Genomic DNA, 17,885 nt, shown 5'->3' with positions numbered 1-17,885 from the left:
GGTGGCTAGTCCACTCCTAGGCGCGCGGCCGATGGCCGCTAGGTCATCCCATCCCCCTTGAATCGGAGGTTGGCGTCAGCATGCCCACACGTGGCTGCGTGCGTGAGGTCAGCCCGCATCGGGCACCTCCACCGCTTCTGGGTGCTTCTCGGCCAGTCGACGAAGGAGACGGGCATAAGCATCACGCCAAGGCTGGCGGGGCTCTGTCTGGCCCGACTCCCAGCGCAAGATCGTCAGACGCTTCACCTGGAGCGCATCGGCCAGCTGTTGCTGTGTCAGGCCATCTGCGAGGCGGAGTTGTCTCCGGACGGGCGGAGCGGGAAGGTCGGGGTCGCGGTCGACCAAGGCATCAACGGCCTTGTTCAGATCCGACATCAGAAACCTCCCCTAGCCAACACTGATGCTGTGAAAGATACATGAAGGCGGTGATCTTCGGTACCGCAAACGAGCGTGTTCCCGCTTGAGACGCCGACCACCCCCACCCGACTCGACACCCTTCGCTGACGATCTCTCTATCCTGACCTGAAAACGGCCAGTTCACCGCCGTAGGGCCCTCAAATCCCAACAGATTTAGGGCAGTAGTTCCAGCGCGCTTCGACAAGGAATTCGAACCCTCCCGCGTGGTGGGAAAGTGGACCGCAAAGTGTCCCGCCATACGGGATGCCCACCAGCCGCGAGAACGTCAACGGGTAGGGTCCATGCCCGTGCACCGCCTTGCGATCTTCGACCTGGACGACACGCTGATCGACCGGCGGTCGGCGGTCGGCAGTGCCGTCGCCAGCCTCTGCCTTGCACGCGACTACGAGCCAGCCGTCGAGCAGTGGCTGCGCGCCGAGCTGGCCGATCGCGCGAACCCCGCGGACTTCGCCCGACTCAGCACGGTCTTCAGGCTGCAGGAGCCGGCAGAGGAACTCTGGCAGGAGTACGTCGACCTCATGGGCGCCTTCGCCGCATGCCGCCCAACCGTCCTCGAAGGGCTGGCCCAACTTCGCGCAGCAGCATGGACGATCGGCATCGCCACTAACGGCCCCAGCGATATCCAGCGTGCCAAGCTCGCCGCGACCGGAATCACCGAGCTGGTCGAGGGCATCGCGGTCTCCGGCGACATCGACGCCCGGAAACCTGATAGGCGACTCTTTGACCTCGCGGCTACCCGCTGCGGCCGACGACTCTCCGACGGCGGCTGGATGATCGGCGACAATCCAGCCGGTGACATCGAGGGCGGGCGCCGAGCGGGCCTGCGCACTATCTGGATCCGCGGCCGAAGCTGGCCCGACCCGCTCGCAGAGCCGCACCACGCCGTCGACGACGTCACCGACGCCATCGCCATCCTTCTCAACGAACTCCCGGAGTAGCCCTATGGACCAGCCCACCGTCGGCGTCCTCCACCCCGGCAGCATGGGCGCCGCCGTCGCGGCGTGCGCCGCGGCCAACGCGATGTCCGTCCTCTGGTGCGCCGAAGGGCGCAGCCCGGCGAGTGCAGGACGAGCAGAACGGCTCGGCCTGGAAGCGGTGCCGACGCTGCAGGAACTGCTGGATCGTTCGGACGTGGTGATCAGCCTCTGCCCGCCAGCCGCAGCCGAGGACCTGGCCCGCGACGTTGCTGCCCACGGCTTCACCGGCCTGTACCTGGAGGCCAACGCCATCAACGCCGACCGCGCAGTACGGATCGCGGATCTCCTCGGGCCGAAGGTGGCCGTGGTCGACGGCGGCGTCGTCGGTTCCCCGCCGGTGAACGGCAAGACGCCGACCCTGTACCTGTCCGGCGCGGCTTCTGCGACCGCTCGCGTGGAGGCGCTCTTCGCTGGCACCGCGGTGCGGACGAAGGTGCTGGGCACCGAGGTCGGCCAGGCGTCCGCGCTGAAGCTGGCGTACGCCAGCTTCCAGAAGGCCTCGCGCGTGCTGGTGGCCCTGGCGATCGGGTTGGCCCGCGAACACGGCGTCGACCAAGAGCTCATCGACATCGCCTCCCGCCGCACCGACTCGTACCTCTCCGAGCCCGAATACATTGCGAAGACAGCGGCACGTGCATGGAGGTGGGGGCCCGAGCTGGAGGAAGCCGCCGACATGCTCGAGGCCGCCGGCCTTCCCCCCGAGATGTTGCACGCGGCCGCGTCCACGCTGGCCCGGTGGGACGACGTCAAGGACGACGGCAAGCTCACGCTCACCGACGCGCTCGATCGGCTCGCCCGGCCGTAGCCCGCGCTCATGCCGTCGCCGCTCCCGCTCGCTGGTCCAGAAGCTCGTCGATGGCCCGCGCCGACTCCTCTGGCGACGACGTCATCGTGTCCACTGTCAGGTCCCAGACCGTTTCCGGGTGCACGTCCAAGTCCTTGCGGGTCGCTTCCCACGCCGCGATGCGCGCCGTGGTGTCGCTGTCGCCCCGGCCCGCAGACCGCTGCGCAGTAACCTCGCGCGGGCACCACAGAAGCACCGTGGCCCAGTCGGCGGGGTAGCGGTCGACCAGGGCTTGGATGCCGTCGACTTGCCCGAGATGCACCACCGGGACCCCGGCCGCGAACGCCTCATCCAGCCCCGGCCGGTCGATCACGTACGTGTTGCCGTACCGCGAGTTCGCGTAGACGACATCGCCCGCGGCCTCCAGCTCGCGCAGCTGATCCACCGTGCCCATCCGGTAGCCCGTGGCCTTGCCCGAGCCAACCTTGAGCCGCTCGAACTGCCGGTACCGCAGGTTCAGCTCGGCGAGCGCCGCCGTCACGGTGTCCTTGCCCGCAGCCGGCGGGCCGTACAAAATCACGCCCTGCTTCCGGCTCATGAGTACATCGCCCCCATTGCCTGCCGGGCCTGGTCGGCGAGTGTTACCGCGGTCCCCAGCCGGTTGTCGACGACCAGGTGCGACACAGCCGGGCGCACCTCCAAGTCGATGGTGGCCAAGTACTCGTCCCACCGCTGCAACTTCCAGGCGTCCCGGGCGGCCGAGCGGAAGCCGATGTACTCGCGCATCGACTCCTCGTCGCAGCGCACCCACACCGGAAAGACGTCGACGCCCATGGAGCCGGCGCGGTTGGTCAGCCGCTGCATCCAGGCCGGATCCGTCATCTCCGCGATGAACGGCGCGGAGAGCACCGTGCTGATCCCGCACCGAATGTTCGCCATGGCGGACTGCATAAGACAGTCGTACTCCACCGGCCGGACCTGGGTTTTGTAGAGGTCGGTGTGGCGATCATTCGGGTCCCCACCCAACGCCATCAGCAGCTTTTCCACCAGCGGACGGGTCAGCGGGTCCTTGTCGAGCAGCGGCCAGCCGGTGAGCTGAACGAAGAAGCGCGCCAACTCGGTCTTGCCAGAGCCGGCGTAACCGCCGACCAGGATCAGGACAGGGCGGTGCGGATCGCCGCCGGTGTGACGGCGCTTCCACGCGTCGATGATGCGCTGCTGCAGATTGAAGTGATCGGCCTCGTCGCTGCCCGGCGCGATCCGATGAATCGCTCGCTCAACAGCCAGGACGTGCGAACCGTTAAGGCGGTCGTCCATCGGCGTGAGCTTGAAGGACGTCTCCTCACCAGGCAGGGCAGTCCTGAAGCCGAGGTCGGGCTCAGTGGCTCGATAGAGGAGGCAATAGGCGCGCCGGTAGTGCGGTCCCGGGTAGACCTCGCCTTGCTCGTGCTGCCATAAGGTCTGAGGATTCGCGGCGGGGATCCCCTTCAGCTTGGCCTGCTCAGCGACTTCACGAAGCCGTTCGCCGGCTTTCTCCAGGGTGAGCCCGTGAGCCTCCCGCTGCTCACGCAGCCGGTCCGGTCGCCATCCTGCTCGCTGCTTCCCCACCCTCTGCCCCTCCGTCATCGTCATGCCCGCGAGCCTAGGGCGCGGGCCCCAAATCCCGTGCGTACGTGGATGTTGAAAACCCGTGAATGAAAGTGCGTACGGGCTTCTACAAGCCGCTGTGATGTTCCATCTCTGCCGTCAGGAGTGTGATGGGTCACACAAGGCGACCTTGGGGGAACGGTGGCAAGCGCAGCGCTAGGGACATCAGTCGGACTTCTGCTCCAGTCTTTCCAGACGGGCAGTCAGTTCATCTACCCGCTCTTCGAGACGACGGATGGCGTCAGCCGTCGAGTCTGCCTTTGCGCTGGCCTGCTCGCTGACGAAGCTGCCGCGGCCCTGGTGGGAGTAGACGAGACCCAAAGCGCGCAGTTCCGTGAGAGCGCGCTGCACCGTGCCAGCCGCGACTTGGTACTCCTCGGCCAGGGCCTTGATGCCGGGAATCTTTGCACCAGCCGGGAGCCGGCCGGTCGCGATCTGGTCGCGGACGTCTTGAACGATGCGCTGGTAGGGCTGCATGGCCTCGGCGTTGGTCATGACCGTCATCGTAGATCCACCTCACCGAGTTAGTCGGGTTCGTCAGCTAACCCCTTGACACCCATCGACAGTATCAGCAAAGCTAGCACTATCGACAGGCCGGACCGGCCTGAAAGGGGCGTAACCATGTCATTTACGGATGAGTGCTTCGATCTCGAAACCCAGCGTCTTCTCGAGGCCGTGGCTGTCGACATCCCGGAGTTCGGCGACATCGATCTCGACGTCGCGTTCGGCACGCCGCTGGAGATGTACGAGGCCGGACCCCTCCCCCACGAGCGGCTGGACGGCCTGGACTTCACCGCCGCCCTCGCCGCGATCGAGGCCCGCGAGAACCGAATGCTCGCCGCCCGCGACATCGCCGCCGACCCGGCCGTCACCACCCTGGTGCGCGAACGCCTGGTCGACGTGCTCCTCCCCTACGCCGCGCAGCTGCGCATCACGCGGCCGGCCCCCGCAGCGCGCTTACCGCTCGCGGCCTAGCTGCAGCCGGGTCCTCACGGACCCGGCTCCTTCACCCGGAACCGCCGACGGCGGCGCCGGATGTGGGAGCCGGAGCCTCGACTCCCCAACTTCATAGCCGGCTCGCGCACCCCGGGTGACGGTCTTCGGACCAGAGGTCCCTGGCCGAGTACGGCAGCACCACCTGATGCAGCGGTTGCGCTGCCCGAACAGCCACGGATCCCGCCCCGGCAGTGGTCCGGGCTGCCCGGAGAACGCAACCGATCCCGTGAACTTCCCCGCGATCAGGGAGACAACGATGCGTCCCAGCAGCCGCCCCGCCCTCCTGCTCAGCAAGATCCCGCCGCACCACATCAACCTCGCCGACGGTGAAAGCCGCACCGCCGTCTGCCCGGACTGCGAGACCTGGCACCCGATCCAGCGCCGCATGATCAAGACCCACCACCTGGAGCGGACCGGCCGTGGCGTCGGCGGTGAGGCGCCGCGCTGTCCCGGCAGCGCCCGCCGCATCGAGTTCGACATCACCATCGAGCAGTGGGGCGAGGCCCTCTCCGCGGCCGAGGCCACGGCTGCCGCCCGTCGCTCGAAGCGCATGATCCGCAAGGCGCAGCCGCAGCCTCTGCCAGCGGTCTCGCAGATGAGCGCCGCCACCGCTGCCGCGCAGCGGGAGCTCGCCGACCACGTCATCGACTGCCCGAAGTGCGCGAAGAGCCAGCGCTGCACGCCGGGGGCGGAGTTGCAGGCCCGCAGTCGACTGCGTCCTACCCACCGAGGGGCGCGCCTCGCGTAGCGGACCGACCTGACGAACTACCACGGCCGCCGCCACCCGCTTGGGTGGCGGCGGCCGTGGCTGCTCGTACGACAGCCAACACGACGACAGCCCCAGGGGGCCATCCCTGGGGCTGTCTGACGGACCTATCTGGAGGCCCGGATGTACGACAACAGCATCGCACGCACCAACGGAGACTCCGACACCGACATGGACGAGGCCCTGCGCCGAGTCCGCGAGGGGCGGTGACCGGCATGGACTGGCGCCGCAACGCGATCTGCCGCGAGGAGGCGGACCCCGAGCTGGTCCTCCTCCTCATGGCCGACGACCGGGACGAGCTGAGCAGGAAGCTCGCCGAGATCAACCGACGCTCGTCACAAGGCAGCGGCCGATGACCGAGCCCAACAACCACCCGCTGTACGTCCGCTACATGGAAGCCTTTAGCGCCTCCACGAAGCACACCGGCACCTGCACGGCCTGCCAGAACAGCCAGGACTGCGCGACCGGGGAGCCGATTCACACGGCCTTCGCCAAGGCCCAGGACGCCTACCAGGCCCGGCAGTCCGCGAAGCGCCGCAGCTGACCCTCCGGCATTGCCCGTCGTCCCCGCGCCTACTAGGGCGGGGCCGGCGGAGAGCGCCGGGAGCTCGTGCTCCTTGTCCCGCGCTGGCCGTCCGGCCGCAGAAACAGAACAGCCCCGGGGATGCCGCCCCGGGGCTGTCTCGTACGCACGGACCCTCTGGAGGCCCTCATGCGCACCATCGTACGCACCCACTCCATCCCGGCCGCCGACCCGATCGCGGCCCTCAAGCGGCCCCGGCCGGCCTGCGCCGAGACGGACCCCGAGCTGCACTTCCCCAACGGCAACACCGGCCCGGCGCTGCTCCAGATCGAGGAGGCCAAGGCCGTCTGCCGCAGTTGCCCGCTGATGGAGAGCTGCCTCCAGGGTGCGCTGGACCGCAACGAGCACTACGGCGTCTGGGGTGGCCTCTCCGAGGACGAGCGCCGCGCCCTCAAGCGCCGCGCCGCCCGCAACCGGTCGCGCGCGGCCGCCTGATCCGCCCGCACCGACCGCTGAACCCTGGCGGCCGGGGCGGGCGGTGAAGGGGAGCCGGACAGCCCGGAGCTGCTTTCGAGCCCGCCTGGCGGGAGCCGTCCACGGTTTCGAGCCCGCCCCGCACCACTCTGCAGACCGGCATCCCGCCTCCCGGGCCGCTGGCCTTTTCGTGTGCCGGGAGCGGGTAGAGCCGGTGTTCGCTTCGCAAGCAACAGCCCACACCGGCCCCTGTTTCGAGAACGCGCTTACTGCGTTTCGGGAGCACCGGCCGCCGTTTCGACCCCGCCCTGAACGACCCCTCTCGGAGGCCCCCATGACGATCACCGAAGTGCCGCAGAGCGCGGCGCCCGACACCCCCGTTTCGCGGCCGTCGATCGCCGTTTCGGACACGCCCGAGAGGCTTTCGGGCGCGGCCGGGGGCGGTTCACGGACGGATAAGCGGAAGCCGATCAAGCCCGCCCGTGACCGGCTGATGACCGCCTTGTCGCTCGCCGCCGCCGTCGGCGGGACGTTGGTCGGCGTCATCGGCTTCGCGATGTCCTACAGCACCCTGGCAAAGGTCGCCCTGAGCTGGGGATTCAGCACCGAACTGGCCCCCTGGTTCCCGGTCGGCGTGGACGCGAGCATCATTGCGTTCCTCGCCTTGGACCTGTACCTGATCCGCAAGAACACCCCGTGGCCGTTGCTGCGGATGGCCGCTCACGTCATGACCGGTGCGACGATCTGGTTCAACGCGAGCTCGCAGGGCCAGATCAGCGCGGACCCGGTCAAGGCCGCCTCCCACGGGGTCATGCCGGTCCTGTTCGTGATCGGCGTGGAGGCTGCCCGCCGCCTGATCATCCAAAAGGCCAGGCTGGAGGCGGGAACGGTCACCGACCGGATTCCGATGCACCGCTGGATCCTCTCGCCGTTCGCGACGCCGAGGTTCTACCGCCGGATGCGGCTGCACGGGATCGCCTCGTACCCGGAGATGATCCGGCGCCAGCAGGATCTCATCGGTTACGAGCAGTGGCTCAAGCGCAAGTACGACGGCGACCTGAGCAAGGCGACCGAGGACGAGCTGCTGCCGATGAAGATGGCCGCCCACGGATACACGGTCGCCGAGGCCCTCGCGATGCCTGAGCGGCAGGAACGCGAGGGTGAGGCCCGCGCGGAGGAGGCCGAACGCCGGCGCCTGGACGCGGAGACGCGTCAGGAGCTCGCGCGGAAGCAGGCCGAGGCCGACCGGCTGGAGGCGGAGGGCAAGCTCGAAGCCGTCCGCGCCCGGGTGGAGGGCGAGACCGGTCAGGCGCGCGCACACGCCCGAGCCCAGGTCAGCGCCGCAGAGCGGGCCGCTGAGCTGGAGGAGGCGGCGCTGGAGACGGCCGTCATCGCCGAGGCCCGCGCCCGCGAGGCTGAGGCGGCCCGCAAGGAAGCCCAGGAGCGCGAGGCCAAGGCCGCCGCGGACATCCGCGCGGCGGAGCTGGAGTGCCAGGCGGCGGAGAAGCGGAAGCTCGCGGCGGAGGCCGACCGGGTCGCCGCGGCGGAGGCGCAGGCGATCGAGACTGCGGAGATCGCGGAGGCCCGGCAGCGTGCTGCCGAAGCCGATCGGGTCGCTGCCGAAACGGAGAAGGCCGCTGCCGAAACCCGCCGCCGCGCCGCCGAAGCCGACCGGCTCGGGGCGGAGGAGAACGAGCGCAAGGCGCTCGCCGACGCCAACACGCAGGCGGCCCGGAAGCGCGAGGCCGAAACCGAGGTCGCTGCTGCCGAAGCGCGGCTCGCCGCCGCCGAAATCGAGCGGCGCGCGGTCGAAATCGAGGACAGCGCGAAGCTCACTCCGCGCGAGCGGGCAGTCCGCAAGGTCGCCCGGATGATCCTCGCTGTTGGCGACGACGCCAGTCGGCCGACGCTCGCAGATATCCAGCGTGAGCTGGCGGTGTCCTCCACGGACACCGCCTCGAAGTACCGCCAGGAGGCGGTCGACCTGCTCGCATGCGGCTACCGCCCGGAGCAGTGACCTGACCCGCACCAGCGTCCGACACCAACAGTGAAGGCCAGCCCAAGTCGAATTTGGGCTGGCCTTCGCCGCGACTGCCGGAAGCAGCAACAGCCTGCCCAGTAGACCAAATTCACCGCCCCCAGCAAGTCCGCGCCCGGCGCAGACCTGCCGAGGGAGGGCTTGACCGGCCGTATCCACAGCACTGGAAGGAGGAACCGCCATGTCCGGAATCGACTGGGACGAGGAGTTCTCCCGTATGAACCCTGAGACCCCCGAGAAGCCCAGCACGTCGTCCAAGTTCTCCGTCAAGCTCGGCGGGGTCCGCCGCAACACCGCCGCGCTCGCGGTGTGTGGCACGATCGCCGTCCTCGCGGTGTGCGGGACGGTCGTGGCCGTCACCAGCATGCAGGGCGACCAGGCCGCCCAGGACCGTGCGCGGGCCCAGGAGAAGGCCGCGAACGCCCTGGTAGAGGTCGAGGCCGACAAGCAGCGGGCACAGACCGAGGAAGCCGCGGCCAAGACGCTCTACGAGCGGGAGATGGCCGTCTACCTGGAGTGCATGAAGATCCGGGCGGCGGCGGTGGCCAAGGCGGCCTCGTACGACGTCGCGAAGATCCCCGCCTGCGACGCCCCGACCCTCGGCGGCGCGGCCCCCAAGGCGCAGGAGCCCACGGGGGCCGGCGGCTCCATCACCTCCAGCCCCTGGCTGTGGGTGGCGCTCGTCGGCGGCGGCGGCCTCCTTGCCTATAAGAAACTTTCCGCGCCCTCCAGCTCCTCCAGTTCCGCCTCCGGTTCCAGCGCGGCCGTCGCCGCGAACAATAAGGGATTCACCTTCGAGAAGGGTGCATGAAATGACGCTCCAGTTCTTTGCCCTGGCCCTGTTCTGCTGGGCGCTGTTCTTCACCTTCAAGAAGACGAAGGGAAAGCAGATGGCGATCTGCCTGATGCTGATCGTCTCTGGGATCTTCCTGCCGTACACGCCGTTCAGCGACGAGATCCGAGGAACCCTCGAGTCGGTCTTCAATACCGCGAACACCACGGTCAGCAACGTCGGCACGTCACGCTAGGCGACCAGCCGCGCGGTTACCGGTTACCGGTTACCGGTTACAGGCCGCAGACGCCGCCCTCACGCTGCACTGGGCGGCCCGAACCGGCGTCCTCAGGGCCTGTAACCGGTAACCGGTAACCGCCGACAACTACACAGTGTCACGGAAGGAGGCTCGTGGAACTCCTCATTCTTCTCGCCATCACCTACCTCACCGGCGTCGACAACACGCACGACAAATACGAGAAGGCGGGAATTAAGAAGCCTGAAAAGAAGACGAAAGACAAATGGCAGCCGACGCGGGCACCGGATACCTTCCGGAATGCCTCCTACAACGCGGCAGCGAAGACGCATTACGGGCTGCTCGCAGGCGCTCATTGGGCCGGTGGCCTGCGTGACGGATGGCGATCCGCCTACATGAAGAAGCCGGGAACCACTCCTTCCGGTTCGTCTTCCAGTACGGCTCCTTCGGGGTCCTCCGGGCGCCGGTCGGGGACCACCATTCCGCCGCAGCCCACCACGCCCCCGACGGCTTCGGCGCCGACCACCACAGCCACCACGCCGCCGACCACCACGCCGCCGACCACGCCGCCGCCGTCGTCGTCGGCCGCGCCTCCCACGCCTGCGCCGGGTCCGACCATCCCGCCGCCCGGCACCGTCCCTCCGCCTCCGACCGTCACGCTCCCCGACCAGATCAGGAAGGACCCCGCGATGCAGCCCAACCCGCCCGTTCCGCACACCGCGACCGTCGACGACAAGGGTGTCCACGTCACCACGGCCGCCGGGAAGAGCCGCACCTACAGCGGTGGGGAGGTCATGACCCTCACCCAGGTCATCGACCTCGCCGAAGGCGCCGCCACCCTGTGCCAGTCCAGCTCTGAGAAGTGCCTGGAGCTCGTGGACGAGTCCGCAGAGCTCGCCGCGGACTGCGACGTGCTCATCGCCGACATCACGGAGAAGGGCGTCGGCGCGAACCTCATCGCCAAGTGCGAGTTCCTCAAGGAGCAGCTCGACCTCCAGGCCGCCGCCGCCAAGAAGCTCCACGACCAGATTCAGGGCGGCGAAGAGGCATGCCGGACCGCGTCCCAGAACGCCGAGGTTCGGCACGGCCAGATCTTCCGGGCCGTCGCCGACTCCCCGCTGACCAAGCCCGCCGAACGCGACTTCTACAACGCCCGATGAGACGAGGAGAGGCCCGCATGTCTGTCACCGAATCCCTCAAGGACGCCGCGAACTACGCGGCGCTGCGCGTCAAGCTCGCCTGGCTCACCCACAAGGTCCACGAGCACGCCGAGACCGTCACCAAGCTTGCCGCCGATGTCGACGACACGGCCGAGCAGATGCTCGACGCCTCCGAGACGATGAAGGCGCTCGCCGTGGACACCGCCACGACCGCCGAGTTCGCGGACGCGGCCGTCACCATGACCGGCGCGAAGGAGGCGGCGGGCGAGTACACCTCCGCGGCGGACAGCGCGGCCGCGGCCGCCGACGACGCGAAGACGACCGTCGAGTCCGACCACGGGGGCATCGCCGACGCAGTGGACACCTCCCCCGTCGACATGGCCGAAGCCGTCTTCTACACCCAGCCGTAAGGAGAGCAGGACCCATGGGGCCGACCCGAGCACAGTTCATCCAGTACGCGCCCGCCGCTCTCGCGGTGGCATCCGCCACCGCCGGCCCATGGTCCGCCCTCGCCGCCGCAGCGGCCGGAGCGGGGGCGTGGGCCATCCACGCTTCCGCTCCCGCCCTGCGCTCCCTGATCGCCTGCGGGATCACCGCCACCGGCTGCGGCATCGCCGCGCACCAGGTCCTGGCGAGCGGCATGGACCCGCTGTTCGCCCTCGGGCTCGCGGTCCCGGCCGGGGCGGCCGCCCTGGCCCATCACCGCAATACCGTCGGCGAGCTCCCCGCGCTCCCTGCCACGACCGGGGCTGCGGCGACGGGGCAGAGCTCGCAGGCGCAGCTCATCGCTGCTTGGTGGGCGGAGTTCATCTCCGGGCCCACGCAGACCGAGGGCCGCAAGCTGATCCAGGCCGGGGCCGAGCTCGCGCAGCTCGTCCTCGACGTCGGGGACGACCACGTGTCGTTCACCGGGATCATCACGCTGCCCCAGGGCCAGCAGGTCCGGGTGAAAGGTGCGGACATCGCGGCCGTCTACCAGATCCCTGTCTCCCAGGTGGAGATGGGAGACCCGAAGCACTACGCGCCGAACGCGCTGCCCGTCGCCGTGCACCTGAAGATGGCGGCGGCCCAGCCGGAGATCGCGGCCGGCGCCCCGACGACTCCTGAGCAGGTGTGGGCCGCGTACGTCGCGATCCCGGAGGGAGCGATGCCCGGCACGACCCTGTCCCTGACCCGTTACGACGGGCCCCTGGACTGGGAGGGAATCGCCACCCGCGACCGCAAGGCGATCGGGACCGTCAACATCCAGGACCTCGCGGGGAACCTGAACCTGGAGACCATCCAGGTCGCACTGGCGCCCACCGATAAGCCCTCGCAGATGGGGGTGCGCGTGATGAAGGAGCACGCGCTGATGCACAGCACGATGCTCTCCTCCGTCGTGGACGAACTGTCCATGGACTCGCGCGGATACGTCCGCCTGGGCACCTACATCGACGCCAACGCCGCCCTGGTCCCCCTGGCCCAGCCCGGTTCCGGCGCCCGCCACCTGTACCTCGTCGGCGGCTCCCGCTCCGGAAAGTCCGGAATCCTGGAACAGATCCTGCTCTCCGCCCACAAGTCACGCATCGCCGTGATCCTGGCGTCCCCGCAGGCCGGAACCATCGCCGGAGCGGGCCTGGCCGCCTACTGCGGTGACGGCCTGGACGAGGCGATGGGCGCCCTGCGCCTGGCCTACGCGCTGATGCTCGACCGCGAGGCCCGCTACCGCTCCCCCGCCTTCCCCTTCACCGACCCGCTGATCGCGTTCATCATCGACGAAGCCCACATGCTGCTGTCGGTCTCCTCGCCGTACCACGCGGAGGCCAAAGCCATCGTCGAGCAGCTGACCCGCCGGTCCCTCAAGCGGGGTATCGGCGTTCTCCTGGCCACCCAGACCCCGCTGGCCGAAGACCTCGGCAACTCCACGGTCATCCGCTCCCAGCTCCTCATCGGCGGGGGCGCGGTGTTCCTGCGCTGCGCCAGGGGCCAAGGCTCCCTGGTCGGCGCGAACGCGGTCGAGGGCGCGGAGGGCATCGACCTGTCGAGGATCCCCTCCTCGTGGCCCGGGCAGTACGCCAAGGTTGCCGACCGGGACATGAGCGGCCTGGCCACCGCGGCCGCCGCCGGCCCCGAGGACGGCACCTTCGGTCTCGGCTACCTCCTCACCCCAGGATCCCAGGCCGTGCAGTTCCGTTCCCTGCACCTGGACGTGGCGCCCGTCTCCCTCGCCGGAGACATGACCCCAGTCGCCGTCGAGGACTGCGACGCCTGGCAAAACCGGGAGGCGATCGCGCAGACCCCGATGGTCGACCAGCGCGGCAAGAACCTGGTGGGCAGCCTCGCCGACGCCCTTACGCCGGCGCAGCAGGACCCGTCCGCACCACAGCAGCAGGTCGTGGCGGGCCCCGCTGGCCCCGCGGCCCCCTCCGACGGACAGGAGCTGATCAAGCCGCGCATCCTCGAACTCCTGCGAGACGAATCCATCCCCATGACCGCCGAGACCATCGCCCGAAAGCTGGGCACGTCAGCGAAGAACATCAAGCCGCGCCTGTCCGAGCTGAAGAAGCGGGACGAGGTCATCAACGAGAACGGACTCTGGAGGGCAGCAGCATGAACACCCGCACCGAAAGCCACTTCACCCACATTGACCCGGACCTGTACGCGAAGGCGTTCGAACTCCTCGACCCCACCCCGGAACCCAACGCCCCCGCAGCTTCCGCCGCTCCCGCACCGGCATCCTTCATCCTCGCCGCGCCGCCGGTACGCCTGACTGGCGCCGTCGAGAAGACCCTCACCGACGCCCTCAACTTCCTCGACACCCACGGCTGGGCCAAGCACCGGCTCATCCACCCCGAAGGTGCCCGCTGCTCCATCGGCGCGCTGCGCGCGGCGGCCGGCGCCCGCAACGCCGCCTACGAGGGCGCGGGGAACCTGCTCCTGGACGAGGCCCGCCGGCAGCACGGCAACCAGTGGGAGTCGATCCCCTCCTGGAACGACTCCCACAGCGGTGCCCAGGTGCGTAGCGTGTGGGAGGCCGCCATCCGGTGCGCCCACCACATGAACATCTGAACCGGCTGGAGCTGCCCGTGTCGTTCTCGTTCACCGACCCCAAGCCGAGCAACGACGACCGTTCGTTCTCCTTCACCGGGCAGAACCCGGAGGACGTGGACCGGCAGCTCCAGGCGATCGCCGACATGGCACACCAAATCCTCCGCATGGTCGCCGACGTGCGCAGGCAGATCAACAACTGAGCCACACGCACCAGATGGCCAGCCGCGAGAACGCGTAGAAGGCAGCAGCCACACCAAACCCAAGCTCAACCCCGCGCCCCGCCTGGAGACCCTTCCCGGCGGGGCGTCGCACTGTCCTGCCCAAACCCCAGCCTCCAGGAGACACAGCCCGTGCGCCGCTACGTCTACCGCTGTACCGTCTGCCGCACCACCAGCCCCGTCGTCCATCAGCTCGACGACCTGGCCGCCGTGGGCGACGCCCACCGCCTCGCCCTTCACGGCGGGCACATACCCGACGACGAAGCCGCCGGCCAGGTCGACCGCCTCGGCCGCTGGTACGCCGCCCTGGGCCCGCTGATCGCGATGCACGCGCGCATCGCGGACGGGCTCAGCGACCTTCGCGACCCCAAGGGCACGGGGCACCCCTTCTGGGCCTCCGCCGGCGCCGCCCTCGTCCTCGGCAGCGCGGCCGCCCTCATCCTCGGCGTCCTCTCCGCCGCCCTGTGACCCCAGCTGGCCACCGGCCCGGCCGCCCCGCACACGGGCGGCCGGGCCGGTGCCCGGACAGGCCGACAGGCCTACACGCTCAACCCGCGCCCGCAGCCCCGTACCTGAGGGGCGGCGGGCGCAACCACGTGCACTCCACCGAGACGGAAGGGTTCATCGTGCTCGTTCCCCGCCCCGCCGCAGGATCGGCCGCCCGCGCCCTACCATCCCCGGTCCCCGCTGCCCCAGCGCCGGCTTCCCGGTACCTGGAGCAGGTGATGGCGCGGGTGCGGCGGAAGCGCTCCAACTTCTGTCCGGGCTCGCCGTCCTCGCCTGGAGCGCCGCCTCCGCCTTCGCGCCGCGCGTCCTGAGTCTGTGCCCGGAGATCTTCACGCACATCCACAACGCCGGTCACCAGATCGAGCCGCACATCCAGCTCCCGGCCGCCCTGCCGGCCGACGACACCCCCGACGACGTGCACCCGCTCCAGCGCTGACCCGACAGCCCACACCCGCCCGCTTCTCCTGTCTGGCGCGCCGCCCAGGGCGTGTCCCGATGTGAACGGACTCCCATGAACCAGCTCTGGATCGGCACCTACCACGGACGCCACGACGGCACCCAGGTCACGGTCACCGCCACCCGCGACGACACCCTCCTCGAGCCGTACGCCTGGACGTGCACCTGCGGAGCCACTCGGAGCTTCGCCGTCGACCACGGCCTGGCCCGCAGCGCCTGGCGGCACACCCACCCCACGCTCGTGGACCGGCTGCGGCCGTGGGTCGCCCGGCTCCGCCGGACCCGCCGAACGCGCTGACTCCCGACCCGACGACCCGCCCGGTCCTTGGCCGATACGAGGTCCCGATCGAGGCGCTGACCGAGCTCTAGTCCGTGACGGATCTCCGTGCTGCCTCGGCCCATCCCTGCGGGCCGAGGCAGGAGCGGTGCCCCCTCACACCCGTGAGCCCAGCCGAACCGGAGGTTCCACATGCACGCCGCCCTGCCCATCGACCAGCTCATCGGCCCCTACAAGGCAGCGGAGTTCATTGCCGCCTGCGTCACCGAACTCGTCACCGAGGACCACATCCCCGAGTCGGCCGCGTACGACGCGGTGTGCCGCGCAGTCCTGAACAGCGATCCCTTCGTCCTGGCGGAGGCCGGCCAGGTCTGGGCCCTGAGGCCCAACGACCACGACGACCTAAGCCGTCAGGAAGACCCCGGAGGTCACGACGACCGGCCCGGCATGCTCTACGTCGTCCGCCGCCTGCGAAGCGACCACGGCCGCGTCACCGTCGAGGACGAGTGGGGCGAGCGAGCCATCATCGGCGTCACCCAGCTCGCCGCCTACGAACTCGACCAGTGGATGTGGGCCCGGCCCTGACCGGAGGCACCCGCCCCCAGGGCCGGTTACGCCAGAGACAGCCTGCATTCCGCGACGCCAACCACCCCTGACCCGCGTGTCGAACGGAGTCACATTCATGACCACGCTCACCAACACCGAGGCCTTCCCGCTGAGCACGGCGAAGGGCTTCACCCGCCTCTACGGCATTCCTGTCGTCGCCATCGAGGAGGACTGCGGCACACTCCTCATGCTCGGACACCCGGACGAGCGCAGCATCCTCGCCGTCACTGCCGCGCAGTACCGACTCGTCTACGGCCAGCGAATCCTCCCCGGCCGTGAACTCGACGAGTTGATCCCGTTCGGCGTGAAGAAGACGTGGGCCCGAGCGGTCCCCCGCGACGGCTACTGCCCGTGGCACACCGAACTGACCGGTACTGACGCCGAGCACGCCCTGCCCATCACCCTGGTCTCGGTCGACTGGCTGGAGGCCGAGGACGTCGCGGTCCAGGAGCAGTGCCCGGTCTGCGGACGGGCAAGCCGGACCAGCGACATCGCCAGCACCCCAGGCCGCTCCGGCTACTCCCGCGTCCGCACCTGCCGCCACTGCCACACCCGCTGGCCCTCCGTCGACGCCTACCGCGTCAGCCTCTACAAGCTCCGCAAGCCCGGCGGCATCGACCCCGCCGCGTGCTTCGGCTGCGGCTGCACCCCTGCCTGGACGTGCAGCCCCGGCTGCCAGATGTCCGACAACCCGCCCATCACCCAGCCGCTGTGCACGACCTGCCAGGCCCCGCACAACGCCACCACGTGGCAGGCCCTTACCGACGCCGGATACGCCTCCCCCGCCTCCGACGAACAGCGCGACCGCTGGCTCTACACCCAAGCCCTGCGCGGCACCCACCCCACCACCGCGGCCACCGCCTGGACCGAGCGCCGCGCCCTGGTCCGTTGCCGTGCCCTCGCCGCCACCGCCCGAGACAGGGGCAATGCGTGAGCCAGACCAACCTGCCCGTAAGCCGCCAGGTCCACCTCCTGACCGCAGCCCGAACCGTCCTCGAAACCCTGAATCTCCCCCACAGCGCCCCCGGGCGCGCCGCCCGAACCGACCCGACCGACATCTGGGCCAGCGGACTACCCGGCCCCGAAATCGACCGCACCACGCTGGCGTGGGCCACCGCCTACCGCATGCTCGCCGACCACCAACCCGACACCACGCCCCTCACCCACGTCGCCGGCGCTGACGCCGTGCTGCGTGAGCTTGGTGTCCGGGGTCTGGCCATCCTCCAAAGCGGGCTTCCCATCCGGCCCCGGTTGACCATCGGTACACGCTGTGTCCGTACTGCGGCGGTTCTGGAGAGGACCCTGGCGAGGTCGCCGACGAGGTGCTCGGCTGCCCTGTCTGTGACGCCGAGTTGTGTGATCCCGAATGGCACGGACAGGAGTAGATCCGAGAGCTCGACGACCTACTCCCGGCACTCCCTGCAGCCCGCTCGCCTGTCCGTGCATGGCTGCGCTGCCGGGCGACCGAGACCCGTTGACCGGACCAAGAACCTTGGGTAGCAGGCCCGTCCGTCTGCCACTTTTCGCCAGCTGAACCACCCGTGCACATACGAAGGCCCGGATTCCTGCGGTGACACCGCAGGAATCCGGGCCCTTGCGTTTCAGGGGGTGCTTACGCCGTAAGCACCCCCTGACCAGCCCGCTGGCGCCTCGACGCGGTTAAGGCGGAGCGGCTAAGAGCTTGGAAGCTCGACCTCTATCTCCTTGATCTTCCCGGTCGTGCTCAGGGTGGCGCTGACGTTGCTGTCGCCAGGCGCGTCGGCTGCTCGTGCTGCTTTCACGAACGCTTCGAGTTCTTCCAGGGTCATGTTCTTGTCTTCACCGGTGAACTTCAGTGTCTTCGGCATGGGTCAATGCTCGCCATCGAGGTGTGGTTCTGCAGGTGTTCGCTGGAGGTGGACCGTGCACCGGACCGACGTTCACTCGTGGTGCTAACGCCGTTAGCACCACACCTGTGGTGCTAACGGCGTTAGCGCAAGAT

At 69.4% G+C, this 17,885-nt stretch carries 25 protein-coding genes; 19 read left to right on the top strand and 6 right to left on the bottom strand.

Annotated features, from left to right (window positions below; genetic code table 11):
- Nucleotides 1–108 precede the first annotated feature (108 nt).
- A complete protein-coding gene (locus tag OG625_RS40025; protein WP_329391477.1) occupies nucleotides 109–375 on the bottom strand; it encodes a helix-turn-helix domain-containing protein in 267 nt (88 codons plus the stop codon).
- 329 nt (nucleotides 376–704) lie between these two features.
- On the opposite strand from OG625_RS40025, the gene OG625_RS40020 reads away from it, so the two are divergent.
- Together OG625_RS40020 and OG625_RS40015 are read left to right on the top strand one after the other, a co-directional pair.
- A complete protein-coding gene (locus OG625_RS40020) occupies nucleotides 705–1,355 on the top strand; it encodes an HAD family hydrolase (protein WP_329391479.1) in 651 nt (216 codons plus the stop codon).
- Between the two features lie 4 nt (nucleotides 1,356–1,359).
- The gene (locus tag OG625_RS40015) at nucleotides 1,360–2,199 is read left to right on the top strand and encodes an NAD(P)-dependent oxidoreductase (RefSeq protein WP_329391482.1); all 840 of its coding nucleotides are present in this window, start codon (nucleotides 1,360–1,362) and stop codon (nucleotides 2,197–2,199) included.
- Nucleotides 2,200–2,206: 7 nt separating this feature from the next.
- Here OG625_RS40015 and OG625_RS40010 read toward each other — a convergent pair whose 3' ends face one another.
- The 3 genes from OG625_RS40010 to OG625_RS40000 all read right to left on the bottom strand — a co-directional run bounded on the left by OG625_RS40010 (nucleotide 2,207) and on the right by OG625_RS40000 (nucleotide 4,320).
- The gene (locus OG625_RS40010; protein WP_329391485.1) at nucleotides 2,207–2,776 is read right to left on the bottom strand and encodes a phosphotransferase-like protein; all 570 of its coding nucleotides are present in this window, start codon (nucleotides 2,774–2,776) and stop codon (nucleotides 2,207–2,209) included.
- Nucleotides 2,773–3,810 carry an AAA family ATPase gene (locus tag OG625_RS40005; RefSeq protein ID WP_329391487.1) on the bottom strand — a complete coding sequence of 346 codons (1,038 nt, stop codon included), beginning with the start codon at nucleotides 3,808–3,810 and terminating at the stop codon, nucleotides 2,773–2,775. The genes OG625_RS40010 and OG625_RS40005 overlap by 4 nt, the downstream gene beginning before the upstream one ends.
- Before the next feature lie 180 nt (nucleotides 3,811–3,990).
- Entirely contained in the window at nucleotides 3,991–4,320 is a 330-nt protein-coding gene (locus OG625_RS40000; RefSeq protein WP_329391489.1) for a GntR family transcriptional regulator, read from the bottom strand.
- Between the two features lie 126 nt (nucleotides 4,321–4,446).
- Between OG625_RS40000 and OG625_RS39995 the strand changes: the two genes are divergently transcribed.
- From OG625_RS39995 to OG625_RS39960, 8 genes are all read left to right on the top strand, one after another.
- Entirely contained in the window at nucleotides 4,447–4,800 is a 354-nt protein-coding gene (locus tag OG625_RS39995; protein WP_329391491.1) for a hypothetical protein, read from the top strand.
- A gap of 277 nt (nucleotides 4,801–5,077) precedes the next feature.
- A complete protein-coding gene (locus OG625_RS39990; RefSeq protein WP_329391493.1) occupies nucleotides 5,078–5,569 on the top strand; it encodes a hypothetical protein in 492 nt (163 codons plus the stop codon).
- 224 nt (nucleotides 5,570–5,793) lie between these two features.
- The gene (locus OG625_RS39985) at nucleotides 5,794–5,943 is read left to right on the top strand and encodes a hypothetical protein (protein WP_329391495.1); all 150 of its coding nucleotides are present in this window, start codon (nucleotides 5,794–5,796) and stop codon (nucleotides 5,941–5,943) included.
- Nucleotides 5,940–6,131: a hypothetical protein gene (locus OG625_RS39980; RefSeq protein ID WP_329391497.1), complete on the top strand. Its 192-nt coding sequence runs from the start codon at nucleotides 5,940–5,942 to the stop codon at nucleotides 6,129–6,131. The genes OG625_RS39985 and OG625_RS39980 overlap by 4 nt, the downstream gene beginning before the upstream one ends.
- 168 nt (nucleotides 6,132–6,299) lie before the next feature.
- Entirely contained in the window at nucleotides 6,300–6,605 is a 306-nt protein-coding gene (locus tag OG625_RS39975; RefSeq protein ID WP_329391499.1) for a WhiB family transcriptional regulator, read from the top strand.
- A 313-nt stretch (nucleotides 6,606–6,918) separates the two neighbouring features.
- The gene (locus tag OG625_RS39970; RefSeq protein ID WP_329391501.1) at nucleotides 6,919–8,601 is read left to right on the top strand and encodes a DUF2637 domain-containing protein; all 1,683 of its coding nucleotides are present in this window, start codon (nucleotides 6,919–6,921) and stop codon (nucleotides 8,599–8,601) included.
- Nucleotides 8,602–8,803: 202 nt separating this feature from the next.
- Nucleotides 8,804–9,433 (top strand): hypothetical protein, encoded by a 630-nt coding sequence (locus OG625_RS39965; protein WP_329391503.1) that lies wholly within the window; start codon nucleotides 8,804–8,806, stop codon nucleotides 9,431–9,433.
- Nucleotide 9,434: 1 nt separating this feature from the next.
- A complete protein-coding gene (locus OG625_RS39960) occupies nucleotides 9,435–9,650 on the top strand; it encodes a hypothetical protein (protein ID WP_266449437.1) in 216 nt (71 codons plus the stop codon).
- Between the two features lie 391 nt (nucleotides 9,651–10,041).
- Here OG625_RS39960 and OG625_RS39955 read toward each other — a convergent pair whose 3' ends face one another.
- Entirely contained in the window at nucleotides 10,042–10,308 is a 267-nt protein-coding gene (locus OG625_RS39955; RefSeq protein WP_329391506.1) for a hypothetical protein, read from the bottom strand.
- 31 nt (nucleotides 10,309–10,339) lie between these two features.
- Between OG625_RS39955 and OG625_RS39950 the strand changes: the two genes are divergently transcribed.
- The 9 genes from OG625_RS39950 (at nucleotide 10,340) to OG625_RS39910 (ending at nucleotide 16,838) form a co-directional block, all read left to right on the top strand.
- The gene (locus OG625_RS39950) at nucleotides 10,340–10,810 is read left to right on the top strand and encodes a hypothetical protein (RefSeq protein ID WP_329391508.1); all 471 of its coding nucleotides are present in this window, start codon (nucleotides 10,340–10,342) and stop codon (nucleotides 10,808–10,810) included.
- A 17-nt stretch (nucleotides 10,811–10,827) separates the two neighbouring features.
- Nucleotides 10,828–11,220: a hypothetical protein gene (locus tag OG625_RS39945; RefSeq protein WP_329391511.1), complete on the top strand. Its 393-nt coding sequence runs from the start codon at nucleotides 10,828–10,830 to the stop codon at nucleotides 11,218–11,220.
- Nucleotides 11,221–11,234: 14 nt separating this feature from the next.
- The gene (locus OG625_RS39940) at nucleotides 11,235–13,403 is read left to right on the top strand and encodes a hypothetical protein (protein WP_329391513.1); all 2,169 of its coding nucleotides are present in this window, start codon (nucleotides 11,235–11,237) and stop codon (nucleotides 13,401–13,403) included.
- Nucleotides 13,400–13,858 (top strand): DUF6197 family protein, encoded by a 459-nt coding sequence (locus OG625_RS39935; protein ID WP_329391515.1) that lies wholly within the window; start codon nucleotides 13,400–13,402, stop codon nucleotides 13,856–13,858. Before OG625_RS39940 ends, OG625_RS39935 begins: the two co-directional genes overlap by 4 nt.
- A 17-nt stretch (nucleotides 13,859–13,875) precedes the next feature.
- Nucleotides 13,876–14,040, top strand: coding sequence for a hypothetical protein (locus OG625_RS39930; protein ID WP_329391517.1), 165 nt, complete (start codon nucleotides 13,876–13,878; stop codon nucleotides 14,038–14,040).
- A 150-nt stretch (nucleotides 14,041–14,190) separates the two neighbouring features.
- Nucleotides 14,191–14,526, top strand: a complete 336-nt coding sequence (locus OG625_RS39925; protein ID WP_329391520.1) for a hypothetical protein — start codon at nucleotides 14,191–14,193, stop codon at nucleotides 14,524–14,526.
- Nucleotides 14,527–15,076: 550 nt separating this feature from the next.
- Nucleotides 15,077–15,319 (top strand): hypothetical protein, encoded by a 243-nt coding sequence (locus OG625_RS39920; protein WP_329391523.1) that lies wholly within the window; start codon nucleotides 15,077–15,079, stop codon nucleotides 15,317–15,319.
- A gap of 171 nt (nucleotides 15,320–15,490) precedes the next feature.
- On the top strand, nucleotides 15,491–15,883 hold the full coding sequence (locus OG625_RS39915; protein ID WP_329391525.1) for a hypothetical protein: 393 nt from the start codon (nucleotides 15,491–15,493) through the stop codon (nucleotides 15,881–15,883).
- A gap of 97 nt (nucleotides 15,884–15,980) precedes the next feature.
- The gene (locus OG625_RS39910; RefSeq protein ID WP_329391527.1) at nucleotides 15,981–16,838 is read left to right on the top strand and encodes a hypothetical protein; all 858 of its coding nucleotides are present in this window, start codon (nucleotides 15,981–15,983) and stop codon (nucleotides 16,836–16,838) included.
- Nucleotides 16,839–17,577: 739 nt separating this feature from the next.
- Here the strand turns inward: OG625_RS39910 and OG625_RS39905 are convergent.
- A complete protein-coding gene (locus tag OG625_RS39905) occupies nucleotides 17,578–17,751 on the bottom strand; it encodes a hypothetical protein (RefSeq protein ID WP_329391529.1) in 174 nt (57 codons plus the stop codon).
- Nucleotides 17,752–17,885 lie beyond the last annotated feature (134 nt).

Origin of the sequence: Streptomyces sp. NBC_01351 (assembly GCF_036237315.1) — a bacterium.
Taxonomy (GTDB): domain Bacteria; phylum Actinomycetota; class Actinomycetes; order Streptomycetales; family Streptomycetaceae; genus Streptomyces.
Note: the sequence above shows the minus strand (reverse complement) of the source record. Positions and strands in the feature narration are given on the sequence as shown.

What these genes read in the sequence shown, in the direction of transcription:
- OG625_RS40025 (WP_329391477.1), bottom strand. Translation starts at nt 375, where the DNA reads ATGTCGGATCTGAACAAGGCCGTTGATGCCTTGGTCGACCGCGACCCC.
- OG625_RS40015 (WP_329391482.1), top strand. Translation starts at nt 1,360, where the DNA reads ATGGACCAGCCCACCGTCGGCGTCCTCCACCCCGGCAGCATGGGCGCC.
- OG625_RS40010 (WP_329391485.1), bottom strand. Translation starts at nt 2,776, where the DNA reads ATGAGCCGGAAGCAGGGCGTGATTTTGTACGGCCCGCCGGCTGCGGGC.
- OG625_RS40005 (WP_329391487.1), bottom strand. Translation starts at nt 3,810, where the DNA reads ATGACGATGACGGAGGGGCAGAGGGTGGGGAAGCAGCGAGCAGGATGG.
- OG625_RS40000 (WP_329391489.1), bottom strand. Translation starts at nt 4,320, where the DNA reads ATGACCAACGCCGAGGCCATGCAGCCCTACCAGCGCATCGTTCAAGAC.
- OG625_RS39995 (WP_329391491.1), top strand. Translation starts at nt 4,447, where the DNA reads ATGTCATTTACGGATGAGTGCTTCGATCTCGAAACCCAGCGTCTTCTC.
- OG625_RS39990 (WP_329391493.1), top strand. Translation starts at nt 5,078, where the DNA reads ATGCGTCCCAGCAGCCGCCCCGCCCTCCTGCTCAGCAAGATCCCGCCG.
- OG625_RS39980 (WP_329391497.1), top strand. Translation starts at nt 5,940, where the DNA reads ATGACCGAGCCCAACAACCACCCGCTGTACGTCCGCTACATGGAAGCC.
- OG625_RS39975 (WP_329391499.1), top strand. Translation starts at nt 6,300, where the DNA reads ATGCGCACCATCGTACGCACCCACTCCATCCCGGCCGCCGACCCGATC.
- OG625_RS39970 (WP_329391501.1), top strand. Translation starts at nt 6,919, where the DNA reads ATGACGATCACCGAAGTGCCGCAGAGCGCGGCGCCCGACACCCCCGTT.
- OG625_RS39965 (WP_329391503.1), top strand. Translation starts at nt 8,804, where the DNA reads ATGTCCGGAATCGACTGGGACGAGGAGTTCTCCCGTATGAACCCTGAG.
- OG625_RS39960 (WP_266449437.1), top strand. Translation starts at nt 9,435, where the DNA reads ATGACGCTCCAGTTCTTTGCCCTGGCCCTGTTCTGCTGGGCGCTGTTC.
- OG625_RS39950 (WP_329391508.1), top strand. Translation starts at nt 10,340, where the DNA reads ATGCAGCCCAACCCGCCCGTTCCGCACACCGCGACCGTCGACGACAAG.
- OG625_RS39945 (WP_329391511.1), top strand. Translation starts at nt 10,828, where the DNA reads ATGTCTGTCACCGAATCCCTCAAGGACGCCGCGAACTACGCGGCGCTG.
- OG625_RS39940 (WP_329391513.1), top strand. Translation starts at nt 11,235, where the DNA reads ATGGGGCCGACCCGAGCACAGTTCATCCAGTACGCGCCCGCCGCTCTC.
- OG625_RS39935 (WP_329391515.1), top strand. Translation starts at nt 13,400, where the DNA reads ATGAACACCCGCACCGAAAGCCACTTCACCCACATTGACCCGGACCTG.
- OG625_RS39920 (WP_329391523.1), top strand. Translation starts at nt 15,077, where the DNA reads ATGAACCAGCTCTGGATCGGCACCTACCACGGACGCCACGACGGCACC.
- OG625_RS39915 (WP_329391525.1), top strand. Translation starts at nt 15,491, where the DNA reads ATGCACGCCGCCCTGCCCATCGACCAGCTCATCGGCCCCTACAAGGCA.
- OG625_RS39910 (WP_329391527.1), top strand. Translation starts at nt 15,981, where the DNA reads ATGACCACGCTCACCAACACCGAGGCCTTCCCGCTGAGCACGGCGAAG.
- OG625_RS39905 (WP_329391529.1), bottom strand. Translation starts at nt 17,751, where the DNA reads ATGCCGAAGACACTGAAGTTCACCGGTGAAGACAAGAACATGACCCTG.